General features: G+C 51.1%; 21 protein-coding genes. 11 read left to right on the forward strand and 10 right to left on the reverse strand.

All coding sequences use genetic code 11. The features are described 5' to 3' along the window. Positions 1 to 14: 14 nt before the first annotated feature. Both mmuM and mmuP read right to left on the reverse strand, forming a co-directional pair. Positions 15 to 947 carry a homocysteine S-methyltransferase gene (gene mmuM, locus SK36_RS16135; RefSeq protein ID WP_048221972.1) on the reverse strand — a complete coding sequence of 311 codons (933 nt, stop codon included), beginning with the start codon at positions 945 to 947 and terminating at the stop codon, positions 15 to 17. Further along, on the reverse strand, positions 934 to 2,337 hold the full coding sequence (mmuP, locus tag SK36_RS16140) for an S-methylmethionine permease (protein WP_048222773.1): 1,404 nt from the start codon (positions 2,335 to 2,337) through the stop codon (positions 934 to 936). Before mmuP ends, mmuM begins: the two co-directional genes overlap by 14 nt. Positions 2,338 to 2,744: 407 nt before the next feature. On the opposite strand from mmuP, the gene SK36_RS16145 reads away from it, so the two are divergent. Both SK36_RS16145 and SK36_RS16150 read left to right on the forward strand, forming a co-directional pair. Then, a complete protein-coding gene (locus SK36_RS16145) occupies positions 2,745 to 3,248 on the forward strand; it encodes a GNAT family N-acetyltransferase (RefSeq protein WP_048221973.1) in 504 nt (167 codons plus the stop codon). A 155-nt stretch (positions 3,249 to 3,403) separates the two neighbouring features. Next, positions 3,404 to 4,201 carry a hypothetical protein gene (locus SK36_RS16150; RefSeq protein ID WP_048221974.1) on the forward strand — a complete coding sequence of 266 codons (798 nt, stop codon included), beginning with the start codon at positions 3,404 to 3,406 and terminating at the stop codon, positions 4,199 to 4,201. 162 nt (positions 4,202 to 4,363) lie between these two features. Here SK36_RS16150 and SK36_RS16155 read toward each other — a convergent pair whose 3' ends face one another. Next, a complete protein-coding gene (locus SK36_RS16155) occupies positions 4,364 to 4,840 on the reverse strand; it encodes a cold-shock protein (protein WP_045440360.1) in 477 nt (158 codons plus the stop codon). Positions 4,841 to 4,927: 87 nt separating this feature from the next. Continuing rightward, positions 4,928 to 5,173: a DUF2543 family protein gene (locus SK36_RS16160; RefSeq protein ID WP_045449467.1), complete on the reverse strand. Its 246-nt coding sequence runs from the start codon at positions 5,171 to 5,173 to the stop codon at positions 4,928 to 4,930. Between the two features lie 396 nt (positions 5,174 to 5,569). Here SK36_RS16160 and SK36_RS16165 point away from each other — a divergent pair, with 396 nt between their 5' ends. Together SK36_RS16165 and SK36_RS16170 are read left to right on the forward strand one after the other, a co-directional pair. Then, positions 5,570 to 6,346 (forward strand): MBL fold metallo-hydrolase, encoded by a 777-nt coding sequence (locus SK36_RS16165; protein WP_048221975.1) that lies wholly within the window; start codon positions 5,570 to 5,572, stop codon positions 6,344 to 6,346. 18 nt (positions 6,347 to 6,364) lie between these two features. After that, the gene (locus SK36_RS16170; RefSeq protein ID WP_045440355.1) at positions 6,365 to 7,315 is read left to right on the forward strand and encodes a GlxA family transcriptional regulator; all 951 of its coding nucleotides are present in this window, start codon (positions 6,365 to 6,367) and stop codon (positions 7,313 to 7,315) included. Here the strand turns inward: SK36_RS16170 and SK36_RS16175 are convergent. Further along, positions 7,312 to 7,920, reverse strand: a complete 609-nt coding sequence (locus tag SK36_RS16175) for a class I SAM-dependent DNA methyltransferase (RefSeq protein WP_045440353.1) — start codon at positions 7,918 to 7,920, stop codon at positions 7,312 to 7,314. The two genes, SK36_RS16170 and SK36_RS16175, sit on opposite strands and share 4 nt — an antisense overlap. Positions 7,921 to 8,095: 175 nt before the next feature. On the opposite strand from SK36_RS16175, the gene SK36_RS16180 reads away from it, so the two are divergent. From SK36_RS16180 to SK36_RS16200, 5 genes are all read left to right on the forward strand, one after another. After that, the gene (locus SK36_RS16180; protein WP_197086130.1) at positions 8,096 to 9,175 is read left to right on the forward strand and encodes a LacI family DNA-binding transcriptional regulator; all 1,080 of its coding nucleotides are present in this window, start codon (positions 8,096 to 8,098) and stop codon (positions 9,173 to 9,175) included. Between the two features lie 153 nt (positions 9,176 to 9,328). Beyond that, positions 9,329 to 12,406 carry a beta-galactosidase gene (locus tag SK36_RS16185; protein ID WP_048221976.1) on the forward strand — a complete coding sequence of 1,026 codons (3,078 nt, stop codon included), beginning with the start codon at positions 9,329 to 9,331 and terminating at the stop codon, positions 12,404 to 12,406. 52 nt (positions 12,407 to 12,458) lie between these two features. Beyond that, on the forward strand, positions 12,459 to 13,718 hold the full coding sequence (locus SK36_RS16190) for an MFS transporter (RefSeq protein ID WP_048222779.1): 1,260 nt from the start codon (positions 12,459 to 12,461) through the stop codon (positions 13,716 to 13,718). 29 nt (positions 13,719 to 13,747) lie between these two features. Continuing rightward, positions 13,748 to 14,359 carry a galactoside O-acetyltransferase gene (gene lacA / locus SK36_RS16195; RefSeq protein WP_048221977.1) on the forward strand — a complete coding sequence of 204 codons (612 nt, stop codon included), beginning with the start codon at positions 13,748 to 13,750 and terminating at the stop codon, positions 14,357 to 14,359. 225 nt (positions 14,360 to 14,584) lie between these two features. Next, positions 14,585 to 14,857 carry a YceK/YidQ family lipoprotein gene (locus SK36_RS16200; RefSeq protein ID WP_045440341.1) on the forward strand — a complete coding sequence of 91 codons (273 nt, stop codon included), beginning with the start codon at positions 14,585 to 14,587 and terminating at the stop codon, positions 14,855 to 14,857. A gap of 59 nt (positions 14,858 to 14,916) precedes the next feature. Here SK36_RS16200 and prpE read toward each other — a convergent pair whose 3' ends face one another. The 4 genes from prpE to prpB all read right to left on the reverse strand — a co-directional run bounded on the left by prpE (position 14,917) and on the right by prpB (position 20,491). Next, positions 14,917 to 16,803 (reverse strand): propionate--CoA ligase, encoded by a 1,887-nt coding sequence (prpE, locus tag SK36_RS16205; RefSeq protein ID WP_045440339.1) that lies wholly within the window; start codon positions 16,801 to 16,803, stop codon positions 14,917 to 14,919. A gap of 40 nt (positions 16,804 to 16,843) precedes the next feature. After that, the gene (locus SK36_RS16210; RefSeq protein ID WP_048221978.1) at positions 16,844 to 18,295 is read right to left on the reverse strand and encodes a bifunctional 2-methylcitrate dehydratase/aconitate hydratase; all 1,452 of its coding nucleotides are present in this window, start codon (positions 18,293 to 18,295) and stop codon (positions 16,844 to 16,846) included. A gap of 38 nt (positions 18,296 to 18,333) precedes the next feature. Next, entirely contained in the window at positions 18,334 to 19,503 is a 1,170-nt protein-coding gene (gene prpC / locus SK36_RS16215; RefSeq protein WP_048221979.1) for a bifunctional 2-methylcitrate synthase/citrate synthase, read from the reverse strand. Between the two features lie 109 nt (positions 19,504 to 19,612). Further along, positions 19,613 to 20,491 (reverse strand): methylisocitrate lyase, encoded by an 879-nt coding sequence (gene prpB, locus SK36_RS16220; RefSeq protein ID WP_048221980.1) that lies wholly within the window; start codon positions 20,489 to 20,491, stop codon positions 19,613 to 19,615. 250 nt (positions 20,492 to 20,741) lie between these two features. On the opposite strand from prpB, the gene prpR reads away from it, so the two are divergent. Further along, positions 20,742 to 22,337, forward strand: coding sequence for a propionate catabolism operon regulatory protein PrpR (gene prpR / locus SK36_RS16225; RefSeq protein WP_048221981.1), 1,596 nt, complete (start codon positions 20,742 to 20,744; stop codon positions 22,335 to 22,337). A gap of 48 nt (positions 22,338 to 22,385) precedes the next feature. Here prpR and yahO read toward each other — a convergent pair whose 3' ends face one another. Then, positions 22,386 to 22,661, reverse strand: a complete 276-nt coding sequence (gene yahO, locus SK36_RS16230) for a DUF1471 family periplasmic protein YahO (protein ID WP_045440330.1) — start codon at positions 22,659 to 22,661, stop codon at positions 22,386 to 22,388. A gap of 358 nt (positions 22,662 to 23,019) precedes the next feature. On the opposite strand from yahO, the gene SK36_RS16235 reads away from it, so the two are divergent. Beyond that, on the forward strand, positions 23,020 to 23,652 hold the full coding sequence (locus SK36_RS16235; protein ID WP_045449464.1) for a LysE family transporter: 633 nt from the start codon (positions 23,020 to 23,022) through the stop codon (positions 23,650 to 23,652). Positions 23,653 to 23,665: the final 13 nt, after the last annotated feature.

Here is a 23,665-nt window from a genome sequence, read left to right on the forward strand (position 1 = left end):
CGGCCCGGTAACGCTCAAAAACAGGCTTTTAACCCGGCAATATCCTCTGGCGTGGTGCGACAACACCCGCCAATCAACCGCGCACCGGCAGCCCGCCACTGAGGCAGATAATCCGCCAGCCGCGCACAACCTTCACCATGATGATGCCAGGTTTTGCTCTGCGCATCGTAATGCTCCCCCGAATTGGGATAGACCACCAGCGGCAGCGTCGTTAATCCATGCAGATGCTGTAGCGCAGCGGTCGTGTTTTCCAGCGCAATACAGTTGATACCAATCGCCACTACCTGCGGATAGTGAGCCAAAAACGCGACAACTTCGCTCAGCGGCGTACCATCGCTCAGATGTTCGCTGTCACGCAGAGTAAAAGAGAACCATGCCCGCGCTCGCGGGTACGCGCTCAGCAACTCCGCTAGCGCTTTAATCTCAGCAAAATTCGGCATCGTTTCACAGGCCAGCAGATCGGCCCCGGCATCAAGCAAGGCTTCTACGCGCGGACGATGGAACGCCTGAAACTGTTCCTGACTTCGCTCGTAATCGCCGCGGTACTCTGAACCATCCGCCAGATACGCACCATATGGCCCCACGGAGCCAGCCACCAGCAGTCCCCCTGCCAGCGGATTCTCCGCCAGATACGCCTCGCGCGCCTTACGTGCCAGCTCCACGCTTTTGCCAATCAGCGCTTTTGACTGCGCTTCATCCAGTCCGAGCGTGGCAAAGCCTGCAGGCGTTGCCTGATAGCTGGCGGTGATCGCGCACTGCGCCCCCGCCCGATAGTAATCAAGGTGAACTTCGCGGATAAGCTGCGGATCTTCTACCAGCACTTTGGCTGACCACAGGCTATTGGCTAAATTACAGCCACGCGCTTCCAGTTCCGTCGCCATTGCGCCATCCAGCAACAGGAAGTCCTGTTTATCAAGGAGAGCGCTTAACGGATTATTCTGCGACATGTTCTGGCTCCTGTTTTGCTTTACGGGGTTGAGTAAGGAAATAAGCACCATAACACAGCGCAACAAACGGTAACCCGCACCACAACGCAATTCTCTGCGCCGGATCGAATGCCAGTCCCACACAAGCCACCAGACACAGCACAAACCCCAGTACAGGCACCAGCGGATACCACGGTGCGCGATAATGTAATTCACTCAATGCCTTACCTTGCTGCAGATGCCGGCGGCGAAAAACAAAGTGCGAGGCGCAGATGCTAAGCCACACCGCGACAACCGCAAACCCGGAGATCGCCGAGAGTGCGACAAATACTGTTTCCGGGGCAACCACACTGGAAAACAGCGCCAGCACGCCGCCAAGCATACTGACCGACAACGCCGTCAGCGGCACACCGTTTTTCGTCACCCGCGCAAAACAGGCAGGTAACGTGCGCTCATTCGACAGCGACCACAACATACGCCCGGAGGCGTACAGTCCGGAGTTCGCCGCAGAAAGAATGGCCGTCAGGATCACGAAATTAAAAATATCGGCGGCATACGGAATCCCTACCTTCTCAAACACCAGCACAAACGGGCTTTTCTCCACGCCAGCCTGCTGCATCGGGATCAACGCTGCCAGCACAAATACGGTGCCGATAAAGAAAATGATCAGTCGCGCGATAGTGGTACGAATTGCCACCGGAATGACCTTGCGTGGGTTTTCCGTTTCACCTGCAGCAATACCGATAAGCTCAGTACCAGAGAAAGCAAAATTCACTGCCACCATGGTCATCAGGATAGGTAAACCACCGTGCGGGAACCAGCCTTCTGCCGTGATATTACTCAGCCCCGGCGCGGGCGAACCGTCATGCATCGGGATAAAGCCAAAAATAGCCGCTCCACCGAGAATAATAAACGCGATGATGGTGACCACTTTCACCAGCGAGAACCAGAACTCCCCTTCGGCAAAAAAGCGCGTAGAGATAACGTTCAGGCCAAAAATAATGACGCAGAAAACCACGCACCAGATCCATACCGGTACCTGCGGAAACCAATACTGCATGCAGAATCCGGCGGCGGTAAAGCTCGAACCAAGTGCCACGGTCCAGGTCAGCCAGTAGAGCCAGGCGACGGTGTAACCTGTCGCCGGACCAAGATAGCGCGCAGCATAGACGTGAAACGCTCCGGTTTCCGGCATCGCCACCGACAATTCTCCCAGACACTGCATGACCAGCCAGACCACCAGCGCGCCAATCAGGTAGGCCAGCAACGTCCCCGCCGCGCCAGTGGTGGAAATGATGTACCCGGTATTGAAGAATAACCCTGTGCCAATAACGCCACCTAAGGAGAGCATAATCAGGTGACGCGTTTTCATCGTGCGCTTCAGCGGCGCATTTTGTTGTGTTGTTTGCATATAACCTTCCAAACGTATGGACATCTAAACATCCAAAGAAGGTTTGTTATATCGTGTTTGTTAACAGAATGCAAAGTCATCCCTGTACCAGACGCAGATGCCCGCGCCGGGTGCTCAATACCGGATGAGGATTAATAATAAGATATAAAAAAGGCCGCCAGCTCATAACGCCTCCATTGCCAGGCTTTATGTAAACTCTGGCAATGGAAACACTCAGTGGCGTTCACACTGAAGTGGGAACCTTCTGGCCACACTCATACTTCTGGATGAGGTTCCGGGTGGTAAAATCGACCACATTTATTCTCTGCATGCACAGAGCTGAGTCCAATTAACTCAATTTGACAGATTCTACAGGTGTATCATGGCTGTGGAGTATTGCATCTGGCACCGCGGTTCAAGAGGAATTGATGGAAATTCGACGTTTCAAAAATGGGGATGAGGCCGCATTATTTCGCGTCTTTTTATCGTCCGTACATAACATCGCGTCACGCGACTACACGCCAGAACAAATCGATGCGTGGGCTCCAGCGGATATTGATCAGGAACTTTGGGCCAGCCATATGAGGACGTTACAACCCTTTGTCGTTGAGATTGATGGTGAAATAGCCGGGTATGCTGATGTTCAGCCCAATGGATATATTGACCATTTTTTCGTATCAGGAACCTGTCCTGGGCAAGGCGTTGGTACTTTGCTTATGAATCGCATTCATCAAGAGGCCAGATTACTCGGTTTGAACGAACTCACATCGCACGTGAGCAAAACCGCGGAGTCTTTCTTTTTACGTCATGGTTTTTATTTGGTGAAGCGAAAACATCCTGTTCGACGTGGCGTGACGCTGCAGAATGCAGTGATGCGAAAAGAACTTAATCAGGAAGCGGTGTCAGGGGTGAAAAAAAACACTGAGGGTTGATTGCTGTATTTCAATCGAAATGTAACCCGATAATTATGGATTTTCTTATATATCCGGTAAGACTTAGTGCTCCTCATACAATGTGTGCTACATAGCGAGTCAATGTAAGTAGTCACAAGATCATTAATAATTCGTGATAAACATCTCAGAAACATATGGATTTAATGGATCTAAATGCGGTAATGGCGCTAATCTGGAAATCGCTAATTTCGGAGATTATGATGTTACGGCTAGTAAACTCAAAAGAAGAAATCGTTGATAATATTTTTTCTTTTACTCAAGCACTTAACGAAACGCCTAGAAATCCAATATTTGAACAGTCTGGACGATTTAAATGCTGGTATGCTTATAAAGATGAACTCAATAATGAATGGTGCTTTGGTCCAAGCAAATATATAGGCTACGCTGAAATAAGCATTGACATTTATAATAAGACATATCCTGAACTGGATGGAAAGATAACTGAAAAACAGTTATCAAAATTCAGCTCAGACATTGATGACATTACTTATTCATATCTCCAAAATGAATTATTTAAGTTATTAAGCCATGCCGGAAGAATTCCATCTAAAAGCGCAAAAATAAAAATCATTGAAGGCGTCAAAAAAAACATGCTAACTAAAAAAATTAACTATGAAACATCTGATGAATGTCGTTTCTATTATGAAGATGAAAAACCTTCTATTGTTAACATTTCAAACTTTATTCGCTCTGATGTAGGAATAAAATTTGATCTGCAATGGGGCGATAGCCGCTATTTTGTCTCGCTAAATAAAAAAACAGACTTTTGGTATTGCGAAGGAATTGCTTCTTATATAAAAACCGGAGAAAAAATTGATATAGCGGCTTTTGTTAAATTTCATGACAATGGAGATATTGATATTCTTGGGGATAAATGGTTTGAGAATGGATACAATGCGTTATGGACAGCATCTGTTTGTGTCAGCCGTTAAGATAGTACCTTAAATAGTATCCCATGGCGTATTTCCATAGCGATATTACTCTCAGACTTCGAACAAAAGCCATCTGTCACAGAGTTAAAAGAACAAAAATACCCCCCGAAATTCTGCACCTGAACGGCGCAGAATTTCGGATCACAGTCAGTCCAAAAGATTTCAGACCTTGAGGAGTTTCACCGTGGCGTCGATGTCTATCTCATCTTCCGAGAAGATCAGCGTTGTTCCCTGGAAGGTGGTGATTGCCAACTTTTTCAGCGTACGCATTTCTCCGGGCTTCACATCTGACTTCGGTTTGATGCTGTTCATCAGTACGCCCACAGACAACACCGCATTTTCTTTATCAATGCGAGTCTCAACAGGCACTTCTTCACTGTATACCAGGTAAGACTTGATCGCCGTGAGCTTTAGTCGCTCGCCCGCGATATAAATGTACTTGCTCTCTGGTACGACTTTCACCGCATAAGCTGACAAACCCTTGTTATTGGTCGTGGGTTCGAAAGTCACCGCCGCATCTTTCTTGATCAGCTCAGGGTTAGCAACCTTAATCACATGAAAATAACGGTTATCTCCGTTTTCATCTTTGATAAATCCAAAGCCTTTATCTTTAAACCACGTTGTGATTGTTCCGTTCATTGCTTTACCGCCTGGTTAATCGTTAATCTACTAAATTATTGCTGTGCGCAGTGTAAAACACAATGCCAGTGCAGGCTACGCCTTTGGTTACTCGTTACCCCAGCGATTGAGAAACTCCGCTATCTCATCGATACGCTGTTCGTCGATGCCAGCAACACCAGCCATCTCCTGCTGCGCTTCTTCGCTGATCTCCTCGTTGTTCATTAAACGAGTGATCAGTAGCTGGAAGTAATGCGCCAGGGAGTCGCGTTCCGGCTCGTTCACCGGCTTTGTCGTCTCCGTCGCATACTCGTCGGCAATATCATAATACTTCAGCGAAATTTCGTTGTTCATCAGTTGCTCCGGGGTGAATGCCGTGTGCCAGCGGTTGCCTGCATCGTCTGGTGCGAATGATAGCATTCTTATTTCACCGTTAGCGATCTGTTTTATTGGCGATAATACATTGAATATATCAAAATATTCTCTGCAGCCGTTTTTCATTTAATAAAATAACTTACATTTAATTCACTCTGATTTATTCAGCACGGTATCATTGTCTGGTATTAAATAAATATTAAGCAGGTTGGCTATCATTTAATTTACTATCGCGGCATACACTTTACGTCACGGCGTCGGTAATCATAGCATCCGGTTGGCCCAATCCCATCGCTAATCGCCCATTTGCCCACATTTATCTTCTGGACAACACTCTACGATGACACCACTGACCCAAAACGTGGAGCAAACACCATGAACATCACGCAAATACGCAATGCCACGCAACGCATCACCTTTGGCGGCAAAACCTTTCTGGTCGATCCTATGCTGGCGCCAAAAAGTGCTTATCCGGGTTTTGCCGGAACAGCGCGCGCAGAGATCCGTAACCCAACCGTCGATCTGCCCATCGACATCGATACCCTGCTTAACGTCGATGCGCTGATCGTGACCCATCTGCATGAGGATCACTGGGACGAGGTTGCCACTCACGTCGTGCCGAAAGATAAACCGATCTATGTGCAAAATGAGCAGGATGAGCACGTGCTGCGGGAGCAGGGTTTCACACAACTGACCGTACTGACGCACAGCACTACGCTGGGCGACATCACCCTGCGTAAAACCGGCGGCCAGCACGGCTCGGATCGCGCTTACGCCATCCCGCAAATGGCGGAGCGTCTGGGTGATGCCTGCGGGGTTATCTTCCAGCATCCGGCGGAAAAAACGCTGTATCTGGTCGGGGACACCATCTGGCGCAACGAGGTGGAAACCAATATGCAGACTTTCCAGCCAGACGTGGTTATTTTGAACGCAGGCTTTGCCCACGTTATCGGTTTTGGGCCAATTATTATGGGTGCTGAGGATGTACTAAAAACGCACTTCACGCTGCCGCAGGCACAGATTGTCGCGACCCACATGGAAGCGATTAACCACTGCCTGCTCACCCGTTCAGCTCTGAAAGATTATGCCCACGACAACCAGATTGCGGAATTCGTCAACGTGCCGGAAGATGGTGAAACCCTGACGTTTTAATGCCAACAGAGGAATCGTATGCTCCCGCTCACCGTCGCTATCGTCGCCGTTGAAGATTTCAGCCCGTTTCACTTCTCGGTGCCGTGCATCATTTTCAGTGACAAAGTGGCGGCAAAAAAACGCTTTGAGGTGCAACTGTGCGCCGAGAAACCTGGCATCATCGCTTCTCAGGACGGCTTTTCCGTCACCGCCTCTCACGGTTATGAAGCCGTGGAGGCGGCCGACATTGTGGTGATCCCATACTGGGGCACCACGGCCCATCGCCCGGCACAAAGTCTGCTTGATGCACTCAATCGCGCGCGGCAAAACGGCGCCCAAATTGTCGGATTGTGCCTGGGTGCATTTGTTCTCGGCTATGCCGGATTGCTGGACGGCAAACGAGCGGCCACGCACTGGGAGTTTGAACAAGACTTTCAGGCACGTTTTCCCGCCGCTCGTCTGGATATCAACGCCTTATATGTGGATGACGACGGCATTATCACCTCGGCAGGCACCGCAGCCGCACTTGATTGCTGCTTGTATGTGATCCGCCAACGCTTTGGCAGTACGGTCGCGAATCAGATTGCCCGACGGATGATTGTGCCGCCACATCGCGAAGGAGGACAGGCGCAGTTTATCGAACAGCCAGTGGCGAAAAGTACCCAGGATCAGCGCATCAACGCTCTGCTCGACTATTTGCGCCAGCATATCCACGAACAACATAACCTCGACGGGCTGGCGCAGCGGGTAATGATGAGTCGGCGAACTTTAACCCGCCATTTTATGAAAGCTACCGGGTCGAGCGTGGCAGAGTGGCTGATTGCCGAACGCCTGCGTCGCAGTCAGGAACTGCTTGAGTCCAGCCCGTTACCCGTTGAAAGAATTGCCGAACAGGTTGGCTTTCTGTCGCCGGTAACCTGGCGCCAGCATTTTAAATCACACTTCGGTGTCAGTCCCGCTGAGTGGCGCAAAACTTTTCGCGGCGTTTAACCCCTTTTCTTCGCCAGCCAGACCGTATGCCCGGCGCATTGCGGATCTTCCATCACCATATCAATCACCTCAAAGCCGTGCGCTGACAGCAGTGCGCGGTACTCGTCGGGCGCCAGACTGGCGTGAAACAACGGTTCGCCTTCAAACTGTCCCATGGCGATGCCGTTACTGGTGCCGCTGGTAAACATGAGTGCGCTACCGGGATGGCTGAGCCGGTCAAAAATCGGGAACATGTTTTGTTGGTCCTGCTGGGTTAAATGGAAAAAACTGTCCCAGGCAAGCAAACCCTCGAAAGTTTCATTCAGCGTTAATTCGCGCATATCCTGCTCCAGCCAGCGCTGGTCGGGAAAAGCTTGCCGGGCGCGCGCCAGCATCGCCGCTGAACCATCCACACCGGTAAGCTGAAAACCTTGCTGGATAAAATAGTCGGCAATCGGCTGACCGTTCCCACAGCCAATATCTACAATGCTGCCCAGCCCGCCCATTGCCGCAATGAATTTATCCAGCCAGTGTTTTTCAAAAAGCGTGCGCGAGCGCTGGCAGGCAAACGCAGCTGCGTGGCGTCGGTAAATGGACAGAATGTTCTTTGCCTCCAGATCACTCACAATTTCCTCACTATTTTTTGATATATCATTATGTTAAATATGGCAACCATAGACCACAGGGAGCGATTTGCTGAAAGCTTCTTTCTCCGAAATGAGCCTCGCAGAACAATGCCACAAATGACGAAAAACCTTTCATGGTGTGGCATGATAGCGCGTGGATAACATGGAAATCAGGGTGGTAAATGTGAAACCGGTAACGCTATACGATGTTGCAGACCATGCAGGAGTCTCTTACCAGACCGTCTCCCGCGTCGTGAATCAGGCCAGCCACGTTTCCGCGAAAACCCGTCAGAAAGTTGAGGCCGCAATGGCGGAACTTAACTATATCCCCAACCGCGTCGCACAGCAGCTTGCGGGCAAGCAAACGCCGCTTATCGGCGTGGTGACCGCAAACCTTGCTCTGCATGCACCCTCGCAAATTGTTGCCGCCATTAAATCTCGCGCCGACCAGTCCGGGGCCAGTGTGGTAATTGCGATGGTTGAGCGTAGCGGTATGCAAGCGTGTAAATCGGCGGTACATAACCTGCTGTCACAGCGTGTGACCGGGCTTATCATCAACTATCCGCTTGATGAAGAGGACGCCATTGCCGTTGCCGCCTCCTGCGCCCCGGTGCCGGTGCTGTTTCTTGATGTCTCGGATCAATCCCCAATTAACAGCGTGATTTTCTCCCATGACGATGGCGCGCGACTGGGCGTAGAACATCTGGTACAGCATGGCCATCAACGTATCGCTCTGTTAGCCGGACCGAATACCTCAGTCTCGGCACGGCTCAGACACGCGGGCTGGCATAAGTATCTGGCGCACTACCAGCTACAACCGACGGTGGAAATGGAAGGCGACTGGAGCGCTATGTCCGGTTTTCATCAAACCATGCAGATGCTTAACGACGGTAACATCCCTACCGCTATGCTGGTCGCCAATGATCAAATGGCACTGGGCGCGATGCGGGCAATAAGCGAATTTGGCCTGCGGGTCGCAACCGACATCTCGGTAATTGGCTATGATGACACCGAAGACAGCTCCTGTTATATCCCGCCGCTGACCACAATAAAGCAGGATTTCCCGATGCTTGGACAAACCAGCGTCGACAAACTATTACAGCTTTCACAGGGTGGATCCGCCCCGGGTAACCAGCTTCTGCCCGTTACGCTGGTTGAGCGAAAAACCGTTCTGCCGCCGAATACTCAGACCGCTACCGCTCAGGTACTCGCGGAGTCTTTAATGCAGCTGGCCCGCCAAATTTCTCGTCTTTAACACTCCATGGGGAAGTTATCACCTTTATCTCGCATACCTGAATTTATGTGATTCAGTTCAATTATTATCCGCCCTCCCCTTTACAAAATAATCGACTTCCACGTATGTTCAATAAAATTGTGAGCGGATAACAAATTTAACCAGGATACTGCCATGACCCTGAACACGGATTCACTCGCCGCCGTACTGAAACGCCGCGACTGGGAAAACCCCGGCGTGACACAACTCAATCGTCTGGAGGCTCACCCGCCTTTTTGTAGCTGGCGCTCAGCGGATGATGCCCGCAGGAACAGTCGCTCTGCGCAATTGCGTTCACTGAATGGTGAGTGGGAATTTGCCTGGTTTGCTTCGCCAGAAGCGGTACCTGAAAGCTGGCTTGAAAACGATCTGCCGCAGGCGGATACCATCGTGGTGCCTTCTAACTGGCAGATGAGCGGCTATGACGCACCAATCTACTCCAACATTACCTATCCGTTTCCGGTCAATCCCCCGTACGTTCCGGCTGAGAACCCAACTGGATGTTACTCGCTCACATTTAGTGTAGATGAAGGCTGGCTACTTGAGGGCCAGACTCGCGTTATTTTTGATGGTGTTAATTCTGCATTTCATCTGTGGTGCAATGGTCGCTGGGTCGGCTACGGTCAGGACAGTCGTCTGCCTTCCGAATTTGATCTCAGCAATTTCCTGACTCGCGGTGAAAACCGTCTGGCGGTGATGGTGCTACGCTGGAGCGATGGTAGCTACCTGGAAGACCAGGACATGTGGCGTATGAGCGGTATTTTCCGCGACGTTTCTCTGCTGCACAAACCCACGACGCAAATCCGCGATCTGCGTGTCAACACCCGCTTTAACGATGACTTCAGTCGCGCAGTGCTGGAAGCGGAAGTCAGGGTGGCGGGCAACGAGAGCGAAGATTTACGCGTCACCCTGCAATTGTGGGATGGTGAAACACTGATCAGCGATACCACCGCCCTGTTAGGCAGCGAGATCATTGATGAGCGCGGGGCTTACAACGATCGCACTTCGCTGCGTCTGAATGTTGAAAACCCGGCGCTGTGGAGCGCAGAAACACCCAATCTGTACCGCGCTGTTGTGCAGTTACATACAGCCAACGGCATACTGATTGAAGCAGAAGCCTGTGATGTTGGCTTTCGTCAGGTGAGCATTGAAAATGGTCTGCTCCTGTTAAACGGCAAGCCACTATTGATTCGCGGAACCAACCGGCATGAACATCACCCGAAAAACGGTCAGGTGATGGACGAAGCGACGATGCTGCAGGACATCATCCTGATGAAGCAGAACAACTTCAATGCCGTACGCTGCTCCCATTATCCGAATCATCCGCTGTGGTACACCCTGTGCGATCGCTACGGGCTGTACGTAGTGGATGAAGCCAATATCGAAACCCACGGCATGGTGCCGATGAATCGCCTGACCGACAATCCAGACTGGCTGCCAGCCATGAGTCAGCGCGTCACGCGTATGGTGCAGCGCGATCGCAACCACCCCAGTATCATTATCTGGTCGCTGGGAAATGAATCCGGTCACGGCGTGAACCACGATGCCCTCTACCGCTGGCTTAAATCAGAAGACCCGTCGCGCCCGGTGCAGTACGAAGGCGGGGGCGCGGATACCGCAGCAACAGACATCATCTGCCCAATGTATGCCCGCGTCGACCAGGATCAGCCTTTCCCGGCTGTGCCAAAATGGTCAATCAAAAAATGGCTGTCGATGCCCGGTGAGCAGCGCCCGTTAATCCTTTGCGAATACGCCCATGCGATGGGCAACAGCCTCGGCGGTTACGCTAAATACTGGCAGGCGTTTCGCCAGTACCCTCGCTTACAGGGCGGTTTCGTCTGGGACTGGGTGGATCAGTCGCTCATCAGATACGATGACGAAGGTAAGCCCTGGTCTGCCTACGGCGGTGACTTTGGCGACACGCCGAACGATCGTCAGTTCTGTATGAACGGTTTGGTGTTTGCCGATCGCACACCGCATCCATCACTGTACGAGGCTAAACACGCGCAGCAATTTTTCCAGTTCACGTTGCTCCCTGGCGCGCAATGGAAGATTGAGGTCACCAGTGAATATTTGTTCCGTCGCAGCGATAACGAAGTTTTGCACTGGTCTATCGCTCAGGACGGTAATCCACTGGCCAGCGGAGAGCAGGCACTGGATATCGCTCCGCAGGGCAGCCAGATAATCACCCTGCCGGAAATCCCGATGCCTGAAACCGCGGGCCAGCTGTGGCTGACGGTGCACGTTGCTCAGCCCCAGGCGACCGGGTGGTCAGAAGCTGGACATATCAGTGCCTGGTATCAGTGGAAACTGGAAGAAAAATTCAGTCTGACACTTCCATCACATGCCAGTACAACGCCAGAGCTGACCGTCAGCGAGGGCGCATTTACAGCGGCAGTCAATAACAAACGCTGGGAATTCTCCCGTCAGTCAGGTCTGCTAACACAATACTGGATGGATGATACGCCGCAGTTATTAACCCCGTTAATCGATCAGTTCATCCGCGCACCGCTGGATAACGACATTGGTGTCAGTGAAGTCACCCGTATCGATCCCAACGCCTGGGTCGAACGCTGGAAGGCGGCAGGTCACTATCACACAGAGCCAAAGCTACTGGTTTGTGAAGCCGAAACACTGTCCAGCAGCGTACTGATTACCACCGTACATGCCTGGCAGTACCTTGGTAACACACTGTTTATCAGCCGTAAATCCTACCGTATTGACGGACACGGCGAGATGCAAATGACAATAGATGTCGATGTCGCCAGCGGAACACCGCATCCGGCGAGGATTGGTCTTAGCTGTCAGCTTGCGTTGGTCGCTGAGCGGGTAAACTGGACAGGTCTCGGTCCCCACGAGAACTACCCGGACCGCCTGAGCGCGGCCTGTTTTGGCAAGTGGGATCTTTCGCTGGATGAGATGTATACCCCTTACGTTTTTCCGAGTGAAAACGGCCTGCGCTGTGGAACGCGCGAATTGCGCTACGGTGCTCATCAGTGGCGCGGTGATTTCCAGTTCAACATCAGTCGCTACAGTCAGAAACAACTGATGGAAACCAGCCATCGCCATCTGCTGCAACCAGAGGCGGGGACCTGGCTCAATATTGATGGTTTCCATATGGGCGTCGGCGGGGATGACTCATGGAGTCCTTCCGTTTCGCCGGAATATCAACTGAGTGCCGGACACTATCACTACCAGGTCAACTGGCGCTAAAAATAATAAATAATTGGGCAGGTTGCGACCTGCCATTATTTTGCGTAAGGAAATCCATTATGTATTATTTAAAAACACTAACTTTTGGATGTTCGGTTTTTTCTTCTTCTTTTACTTTTTTATTATGGGGGCTTATTTCCCATTTTTCCCTATCTGGTTACACGATATAAACCATATCAGCAAAGGGGATACCGGCGTCATCTTCGCCTGCATCTCTTTATTCTCACTGCTTTTTCAGCCCATTTTTGGTCTGCTCTCCGATAAACTCGGACTGCGAAAACACCTGCTATGGATCATTACCGGGATGCTGGTAATGTTTGCCCCGTTCTTTATTTACGTTTTTGGTCCACTACTGCAGTTTAATATTTTACTCGGCTCTATTGTCGGGGGAATTTACCTGGGTTTTATTTACAACGCAGGGGCTCCGGCAATCGAAGCCTATATTGAAAAAGCGAGTCGCCGAAGTCATTTTGAATTTGGCCGCGCACGTATGTTTGGTTGCGTGGGCTGGGCATTGTGCGCCTCAATTGCCGGGATTATGTTTACTATTAACAACCAGTTTGTCTTCTGGTTGGGATCGGGTTGCGCGATAATTCTGGCAATACTTCTGTTCTTTTCGAAAGCGGAAGTGCCTTCTTCTGCAAAGGTTGCGGACGCAGTCGGCGCCAATCATTCAGCTTTCAGCCTGAAACTGGCACTGGAGTTATTTAAACAACCTAAACTATGGTTCCTTTCACTGTATGTCGTCGGTGTTTCCTGCACTTACGATGTGTTCGACCAGCAGTTCGCCAATTTTTTCACCTCATTCTTTGCCACTGGTGAACAAGGTACTCGCGTATTTGGCTACGTCACCACCATGGGAGAGCTACTCAACGCTTCCATCATGTTTTTTGCCCCGCTAATTGTGAATCGCATCGGTGGGAAAAACGCCCTGTTGCTGGCAGGCACTATTATGTCAGTGAGGATTATCGGTTCCGCGTTTGCCACCTCCGCGCTGGAAGTTGTTATCCTCAAAACGCTTCATATGTTTGAAATCCCCTTCTTGATCGTCGGCTGCTTCAAATACATCACCAGCCAGTTTGAAGTTCGTTTTTCCGCCACTATTTATCTGGTGTGCTTCTGTTTCTTCAAACAGCTGGCAATGATTTTCATGTCCATACTGGCCGGTAATATGTACGAAAGTATCGGTTTTAAGGGAGCTTATCTGGTACTGGGAATCATCGCCCTGAGCTTCACGCTGATTTCAGTCTTTACGCTTAGCGGCGCAAAACCATTCTCTCGTTATGTCACGCAAATGGACAGACAGGTCTGAATTTAACATACAAGGATGGAGTCGCATTAATGAGCACCGCCATGAGAGACAGAATAAAAGCAGGAAAGCTGTTTACCGATATGTGTGAAGGGTTACCGCAAGAGAGATTGCGCGGAAAAGAGTTAATGTATGAATTTAATCACACGCGTCCATCAGAAGTTGAAAAGAGAGAGAAACTGATTCATGAAATGTTTGGCACCGTGGGAGAACATGCGTGGATAGAGCCCCCCATTTATTTTTCTTACGGTAGCAATATTCACATTGGTAAAAACTTCTATGCCAATTTTAACTTCACCATTGTAGATGATTACACGGTTACCATAGGCGATAACGTTTTAATTGCACCCAACGTCACGATCTCTGTAACCGGGCATCCTGTTCATCATGAGCTGAGAAAGTTTGGCGAGATGTATTCTTTTCCGGTAACGATCGGCAATAATGTCTGGATTGGCAGTAATGTTGTTATCAATCCCGGAATTACGATTGGCGAGAACACGGTCATCGGCGCGGGTAGTGTCGTGACTAAAGACATCCCACCCAATGTCGTTGCGGCTGGCGTACCCTGTCGGGTCATCCGAGAAATCAGCGACAGAGACAAGCAATATTATTACAAAGACTACAAAACGGAGCTGTCCATTTAAACAGATTACTATCCAATAAACGTAAAGGGGTAGACTTATACCCGTCATCCTTCAAGTCGCCAGGGTATTGGCTACGCCTTTACGGGCCACAGCTTCGCAGCGTTCAACTCTGTTCCTGACAGATTGTCACTCCCCCTTATCACTTACCTGACAGCTTAAGTTTTGCCGACAAAAAGCCGCTTTTCTACTGTTATGGTAAAACAAGGTGGTAAGCTAGGTCAGAGCATGAGCAGAAAGACAGTTGCGGTAATAGCGCTATTTATCAGCACATTACTTTCGGGATGTGGCAGCATTAATGCACGCACGGAAGGTAAAGAGTCAAATACATATTACGTGGGTATGCATCACGACATTGATAAAATAAAAAACCCGGGTGCTTACGATTATAACTATTTCGATTTAGCGTTGTTATTTGTTGATGTGCCGTTATCTTTTGTGGCGGACACTGTATATGCGCCATTTGATAGCGATCACGGACCGTATAAGAAGGCGAATTAAGATGTAGTGCCGGATTCATCGCTGATGCGACTTATCCGGCCTACGGTTAAGATGCTAGGTTATTCTTCAATTACCTGACGGATTTGCTGTAACGACGCGGGATCGTCAATGGTGGTCAGATCGCCGGGATCGCGACCTTCACAGATCGCCTGGATCGTTCGCCGCAGCATTTTTCCGGAGCGAGTTTTGGGGAGTTGAGAAACAAACCAGACATGTGCCGGGCGACCAAAGTTACCAATCTGACTGTCCACCAGCGCCATAATCGCCTTCTCTTCTGAATGCGCGATATCGCGATCTTCCAGACTGTCGCTCTGCTTCGGAATAACAAATGCCACAGCCACCTGCCCTTTCAACGCATCTTTTACGCCCACTACCGCCACTTCCGCAACGTTCGGATAGCTGGAAATACTCTCTTCGATCTCGCGCGTGCCAAGTCGATGTCCGGCAACGTTAATCACATCATCCGTCCGGCCAAGAATAAAGTAATAACCATCGGCATCGCGGATCCCCCAGTCAAACGTGGCGTACACCTGACGAGAAAACAGCGACCAGTAGGTATTCACAAAGCGCGTGTCATCGCCCCAGATAGTTTGAATACACCCCGGCGGCAGAGGCCCTTCAATCACCAGCATTCCCTTCTCATTTGCCTCACAGGGTTCACCGGTCACTTCATTCAGCAACTGTACGTTGTAGCCATACATCGGCACGCCAGGACTACCCAGACGCGAAGGCCGGTCATCCAGTCCACGAGCAATCGCCATGATCGGCCAGCCGGATTCGGTCTGCCAGTAGTTATCAATAACCGGTACGCCCAGCGTTTCCGTTACCCAGCTCGCGGTCGGTTCATCCAGCGGCTCACCCGCCAGATACAGCACCTCCAGCGAGGAGAGATCGTGGTTGCGGATCTGCGCAGTCGGGAATTTCTTCAGCACGCGGATAGCGGTCGGCGCCGAGAACATCCGGCTGACCTGATATTTCTCGACGATTTTCCACCATACCCCGCAGTCCGGATACGTTGGTAACCCTTCGTAGACAATAGTCGCCATCCCCGCCAGCAGCGGGGCGTACACGATGTAGGAGTGTCCAACCACCCAGCCGATATCCGAGGCACAGAAAAAGACGCCACCAGCTTTGCCGCCAAAAATGGTGTCCATTGAGGTCGCCAGCGCCACCGCGTAGCCGCCGACATCACGCTGTACGCCTTTCGGTTTGCCGGTCGTGCCGGAGGTGTAGAGAATGCAGGATGTTTCGTTCGACTCCAGCCAGGTTACCGGCACACGCGCCCCGAGATGCTGCTGACGCAGCGTGGCAAAATCGAGGTCACGCCCCGCCACCTGCGCCATTTTCGCCAGACCGCGATCGACCAAAATCACATGGCGTGGCTGGTGCTGCGCCTGATTGATCGCATCGTCGAGCAACGTTTTATACGGCAGTATTTTGCCACCACGCGCTCCGGCATCTGCTGATACGATAACCGTTGGTCGGGCATCGTCGATCCGCGCCGCCACGCTATGTGAAGCGAATCCACCGAACACAACCGAATGGATCGCCCCAATACGTGCACAGGCCAGTAGCGTAATGTGCGCCTCGGCAATCATTGGCATATAGACCAGCACCCGATCGCCACGTTGAACGCCCAGCGACAATAGCATCGCTGCTGTTACGTTAACTTCGTCATACAACTGGCTAAAGGTAAACGTGCGTTCTTCTTCGGTTTCCGATGAAACGGCAATCAGCGCCAGCGCATCAGGTTGCTTATCCAGCCAACGGTCGATGGCGTTATGGCACAAATTCGTCGTCCCGCCGCAAAACCAGCGGGCAAACGGCGGATGGTTGTGATCCAGCACCTGGGTAAACGGCTGCTGCCAGTCAATACGCTGGGCCTGCTCGGCCCAGAACGACTCTGGTTGGGTAATCGAACGCTGATAAAAATCGCTATAAGACATAACGCTCTCCTGTTGAACTTACGCCTTGCCGCACGCAGGTTTAAATAATGAAAAGATCCATATACTCATTGACCGGCATCTGCTCCAGGCGTGTTCTGTCCAGGGAGACATCCAGGATGCGCTGCTGCTGGCGAGTTGGGAACTGACGCGCCAGGTTGATTTTGAATTTTTCGACCAGCTTTGGCATACCGTCATGACGACGACGCGCGTGGCCAATTGGGTACTCCACCACCACCTCTTCGAAACGTGAACCGTCGGTAAACTCGAGAGTGATGGCGTTAGCGATAGCGCGTTTTTCCGGGTCGTGATAATCAGCGGTAAAGGCAGGATCTTCGAAGCAGTTGATCTTCTCGCGCAGGGCATCAATGCGTTTATCCTGCGCCACACCGTCTTCATAATCTGCTGCCGTCAAACGTCCAAACAGCAGAGGGATCGCCACCATGTACTGAATGCAATGGTCGCGATCCGCCGGGTTATTTAGTGGGCCTTTTTTATCGATGATACGAATACAGGCTTCGTGAGTACGAATCGTCACTTTTTCGATATCCGCAGCGGTTTTCCCTGCCGCCTGCAACTTCTCATAAAGGGTCATCGCCGCTTCTACCGCAGTCTGTGAGTGGAACTCTGCCGGGAAGGAAATTTTAAACAACACGTTTTCCATCACGTACGAGCCGTATGGACGCTGGAAGCGGAACGACTCCCCTTTGAAAGAAACGTCATAAAAGCCCCAGGTTTTTGCCGTCAGCGCCGACGGATAGCCCATCTCACCGGTCTTCGCCATCAGCGCCAGACGTACCGCGCGGGAAGTCGCATCGCCTGCCGCCCAGGATTTACGCGTGCCGGTATTCGGCGCGTGGCGGTAGGTACGCAGCGACTGCCCGTCGACCCACGCCAGTGATACCGCATTGAGGATCTCGTCACGAGTCAGCCCCAGCATCTCGGCCACCACAGCGGTCGACGCGACTTTAACCAACAGAACGTGATCCAGCCCGACGCGGTTAAAGGAGTTTTCCAGCGCGATGCAGCCCTGAATTTCATGGGCTTTGATCATCCCGGTCAGCACTTTTTTCATGGTTAACGGCGCTTTTCCAACAGCCACCGCATTGCGAGACAGCCAGTCTGCCGTCGCCAGGATACCGCCGAGGTTATCGGAAGGATGACCCCATTCAGCGGCCAGCCAGGTATCGTTGAAGTCCAGCCAGCGGATCATCGCGCCAATGTTAAATGCCGCCTGCACCGGATCAAGCTGAAACTGAGTACCCGGTACGCGAACACCGTTCGGCACTACCGTCCCCGGAACGACCGGCCCTAACAACTTTTTACAGGCCGGATATTCCAGCGCTTCCAGGCCACAGCCGAGGGTATCAAGCAGACAATAATGCGCAGTGTCATACGCCACTTTCGAGGTGATTTCGTAGTTCATGACGTAATCCACGATATCAACGATTTCACGGTCAAATTCTGGGCGAACATTCGAAATTTGTGCAGACATAACAAGAGTTCCTGAGTTTTATAATTTGAGGAATTGAATTAGCAACGCTGATCAATCGGGACAAAAACGCGATCTTCCGGGCCGGTATAATTGGCAGAAGGACGGATAATTTTATTATCCTGACGCTGTTCGATAATGTGTGCCGCCCAGCCGGTAACGCGGGCGATAACAAATAATGGGGTGAACATTTCGGTCGGAACGCCCATCATGTTGTAGGAGACCGCCGAGAACCAGTCGAGGTTGGGGAACATCTTTTTCGACTCCCACATCACGGTTTCCAGGCGATCGGCAATGTTGTACATCTTCAGCGAACCACCTTCCTGAGAAAGCTGCTTCGCCACGCGTTTGATTACCTGATGACGTGGATCGGCAATGGTATAAACCGGGTGGCCAAAACCAATCACCACTTCCTTATTTTCAATACGCTTGCGGATATCGGTTTCGGCTTCATCCGGCGTTTCGTAGCGCTGCTGGATCTCCAGCGACACTTCGTTCGCGCCGCCGTGTTTTGGGCCACGCAGAGCACCAATAGCACCGATAATCGCTGAATACATATCGGAGCCAGTACCCGCAATCACCCGGCTGGTGAATGTGGAGGCGTTAAATTCGTGTTCGGCGTAAAGCACCAGCGAGATGTGCATCGCTTTTTCCCAGCTTTGCGGCGGCTTTTCGCCATGCAGCAAATGCAGGAAGTGACCGCCAATAGAATCATCGTCGGTTTCGGGCTGGATCCGCTCACCGTTGTGGCTGTAGTGATACCAGTAAAGCAGGATCGAACTGAGCGAGGCCAGCAGCTTGTCGGCAATATCACGTGCGCCAGAAACGGTATGCCCTTCTTTTTCCGGTAGCGTGCAGCCTAACGCGGAGACACCGGTGCGCATCACATCCATAGGGTGCGATGCTGCGGGCAGCGCTTCCAGCACGGTACGTACGTTAGCCGGTAAACCGCGCAGCGCTTTTAATTTGCTTTTATAGGCATTGAGTTCATCACGGTTGGGTAATTTTCCGTGGATCAGCAGATGTGCAACTTCTTCAAATTCGCACTGTTGCGCCAGGTCGAGAATATCGTAGCCACGATAGTGTAAATCGTTACCGCTTTTACCGACGGTACACAGGGCGGTATTTCCGGCTGGCACGCCTGACAGCGCGACTGATTTTTTAGGCTTAATGACATTGGTATTATTTTGCAGGATCGTTGTGTCGCTCATGTTGTCCTCGTCATTATTTTAATGTGTAGGGTATTGAGGGTGTACGCCGTAGACCGGATAAACGTAGTGCCATCCGGCAGTGCCGGATGGCGGCTGCGCCTTATCAGGCCTACTTGAGATTCAGGGCGTCGAGCTTCTCCTCGTACTGGTAATAATTGATGCTTTCGTACAGCTCGTTACGCGTCTGCATCATGTCGATCACGCTCTTTTGCGTGCCTTCCTGGCGCAGCACGTTGTAAACCCTTTCTGCGGCGCGGTTCATGGCACGGAAAGCAGACAGCGGATAGAGCGCCATTGCGACGTTAGCGCTACGCAATTCATCGGTGGTGAACAGCGGCGTGGCGCCAAATTCGGTAATGTTGGCGAGGATCGGTACCTGCACCGCATCAGCAAACTGGCGGTACATAGAAAGCTCGGTGATGGCCTCCGGGAACAGCATGTCAGCACCCGCTTCGACATACGCCCGCGCACGATCGATTGCCGCTTCCAACCCTTCCACCGCCAGCGCATCGGTACGCGCCATGATCACAAAGTTCGGATCGGTGCGCGCATCCACTGCGGCGCGAATACGATCAACCATCTCTTCTTTGGAGACGATCGCTTTATTCGGACGATGACCGCAGCGCTTAGCGCCGATCTGATCTTCAATATGCAGCGCAGCGGCGCCGGCTTTGATCATTGATTTCACAGTACGCGCCACGTTAAATGCCGAGGATCCGAAACCAATATCTGCATCCACCAGCAGCGGCAACGGGCAGACATCGGTAATACGGCGAATATCAGTCAGAACATCATCCAGAGTGGAGATGCCGAGATCCGGCAAGCCCAGCGATCCGGCAGCGACACCACCACCCGACAGATAAATCGCCTGATACCCGGCACGCTGAGCCAACAGCGCGTGATTGGCGTTAATGGTGCCAACGATTTGTAATGGATTTTCTTTGGTGAGCGCGGCGCGGAACGCCAGCCCTGGGGAGTGTAGAGACATATCCCATCCTCTTGTTATCAACTTGTTATCGTTCGTTGATTAACTAAAGCAAGGGGTATGCCAAAGACCTTAATTTTTATTCATTTTCTGTTTTTGTTTTTAAAAACAATAAATTAAATTCAATCTTTATATCTTTGTTGCACAAAAGCGTGTCAGCTATCGTTTCATGAAACTGGTTTAAGTGTTTCATTGCAACATTTATGAAACACAACTAAACCCAATATTCGGTTCCTGACTTTTTGGGTTAGCTATGGCTGATACACATCTTCCTCCACGGGTGAACGACGACAAACCGGTTATCTGGACGGTCTCCGTCACGCGTCTGTTCGAACTTTTCCGCGACATTAGCCTGGAGTTTGATCACCTGGCGACTATCACCCCTATTCAGCTTGGTTTTGAAAAGGCAGTGACCTGGATCCGTAAAAAGCTGGCCACTGAGCGTTGCGATGCCATCATCGCCGCAGGCTCCAACGGTGCCTATTTGAAGAGCCGCTTGTCCATTCCGGTGATCCTGATTAAACCCAGCGGATTTGATGTGTTACAGGCGCTGGCGAAAGCGGGAAAACTCACTTCGTCGATTGGCGTCATCACCTATCAGGAAACCATCCCCGCGCTGATGGCCTTTCAAAAAACATTCAATTTACAGCTTGAGCAGCGCAGCTATATCACTGAAGAGGATGCCCGTGGACAAATCAATGAGCTGAAAGCCTGCGGTACACAAGCGGTGGTCGGCGCGGGACTGATTACCGATCTGGCGGAAGAAGCCGGTATGACCGGCATCTTTATCTATTCGGCATCCACCGTGCGCCAGGCCTTCAGCGATGCGCTGGATATGACCCGAATGACGCTACGGCGAAACGGCCAGTATGCTTCTGGTGAGACGCTGCGTACCCGCTATGCCTTGGTGGACATGCGCGGTCACTCTGCGCAGATGGAACAGATGCGGCATACGATTATGCTGTACGCCCGCTCCCGCGCGCCGGTATTGATTCAGGGCGAAACCGGAACCGGTAAAGAGCTGGCGGCGCAGGCCATTCATCGTGAATATTTCACCCGCCAGGAGAATCGACGCGGGAAGCCCTCACCGCCGTTTGTCGCCGTCAACTGCGGGGCCATCACCGAATCATTGCTGGAAGCTGAGCTGTTCGGCTATGAGGATGGCGCATTTACCGGCTCGCGCCGGGGAGGACGCGCGGGTCTGTTTGAAATCGCCCACGGTGGAACGCTGTTTCTCGATGAGATTGGCGAGATGCCGCTGCCGCTACAAACCCGACTACTGCGCGTGCTGGAAGAAAAAGAGGTTACGCGGGTGGGCGGACATCAGCCAATCCCGGTGGATGTGCGGGTGATTAGCGCCACGCATTGTCATCTTGAGCAGGAGATGAAACAGGGAAAGTTTCGTACCGATCTGTTTTATCGCCTGAGCATTCTGCGTCTGCAGTTGCCGCCGCTGCGCGAGCGTCTGCCCGATATTTTGCCGCTGGCAGAAGGATTTTTAAAACAGTCATTGGCGGAATTAGATGTGCCGTTTTCAGAGACAGTGCGCAAGGGATTGAGTCTGAGTCAGCATACTCTGCTGAATTATGGCTGGCCGGGGAATATTCGTGAACTGCGCAATATGATGGAGCGTCTGGCGCTATTTTTAAGTGAGGATCCACAGCCGGAGCTGAACGTCCATTTCTTACAGCAGTTAATGCCGGAACTGACCAATGTCGCCGAAATCCCCCTGATATCACCATCGCTGACGCCACAGCAGGTACTGGCACAATTCAATGGCGATAAAACAGCGGCAGCACGATATCTCGGTATCAGCAGAACCACATTCTGGCGCAGGCTAAAAGAATAACCCACCAGTACAAGGACTGGCGGGTATTTTATCTTTCAATACAGCGCATTATTTTTTCTTGTAAATATTGGCAGTGCCATGGATTTTATTATCCGTTTGACCGGATGTTAATACCACAACGTCAGCACCTTTCTCTTCTGCTTTCTTCAGAAGTTCTTCTTTGGCATCTGCAACGGAAACTTCATTACTTGTTGAGATATCACCAATTTTTGTATATTGCGACTCAACCTTTTCAAACTCAACCTTTGTCATAAATTCTGCTGCATACACGTTGGTCACGACAAAAGCTAACGCACCAATTAATAACTTATATCCAGTTTTCATATAAAAACTCCAGGTTTTGTTTTACGCCATTATCGACCCCTGAGCATCCATCGTGCGAGTCAAGGATGATTAATAAGTAGTTCAGCCCGAATAAAAAATCCAGAGCTAACAGAAATATAAAGATATTTTGCAAAACAATGATGGCAGAGATTCCTGTAGCGCTGCGTGCGCCACCCCGCCCGGTCTATTGAAAACACCCCAGACGCCCGTTTGCAACATCGGCGGCGTTTCATAAAACAGTGTGAGTACATACTCAGAATCATGCTTACACTAAAACTATAGTATGGGTTGATTCAGAACGACCTCAATTACGATTGAAGGTAAAACGCCAATTTTTTCACAGATGGAAGCGCTGTTTATGGAACCTCTACACGCCGTCGTACTTACCGTCAGTTTATTTGTTTTAACCTTTTTTAACCCCGGCGCGAATCTGTTCGTGGTGGTGCAAACCAGTCTGGCATCAGGGCGGCGAGCAGGCGTAATGACAGGACTGGGCGTTGCATTAGGCGATGCCTTCTATTCCGGTCTGGGACTCTTTGGGATGGCGACGCTTATCACCCAGTGTGAAGAGATATTTTCGCTGATAAAAATTATCGGTGGCGCCTATTTGCTGTGGTTTGCGTGGAATAGCATACGGCATCAGGCCACACCACAAATGCCCACATTACAGCAGCCGCTCTCCGCTCCCTGGTATGTTTTCTTCCGTCGTGGATTATTAACGGATTTGTCCAATCCACAGACCGTGCTGTTTTTTATTAGTATCTTCTCAGTAACGTTAAGTGCAGAAACCCCGACCTGGGCCAGGTTAATGGCGTGGGCAGGAATAGTCTTTTCTTCCGTTATCTGGCGTATTTTTCTCAGCCAGGCGTTTTCTCTACCCGCAGTGCGTCGTGCATACGGACGTATTCAACGGGTTGCCAGTCGGGTGATTGGCGCCATTATCGGCGTCTTCGCTTTAAGGCTGATTTATGAAGGTATTAGCCATCGTTAAGAGAGTTTAACTT

The organism is Citrobacter sp. MGH106 (genome assembly GCF_001037495.1).
GTDB classification, from domain to species: domain Bacteria; phylum Pseudomonadota; class Gammaproteobacteria; order Enterobacterales; family Enterobacteriaceae; genus Citrobacter; species Citrobacter murliniae.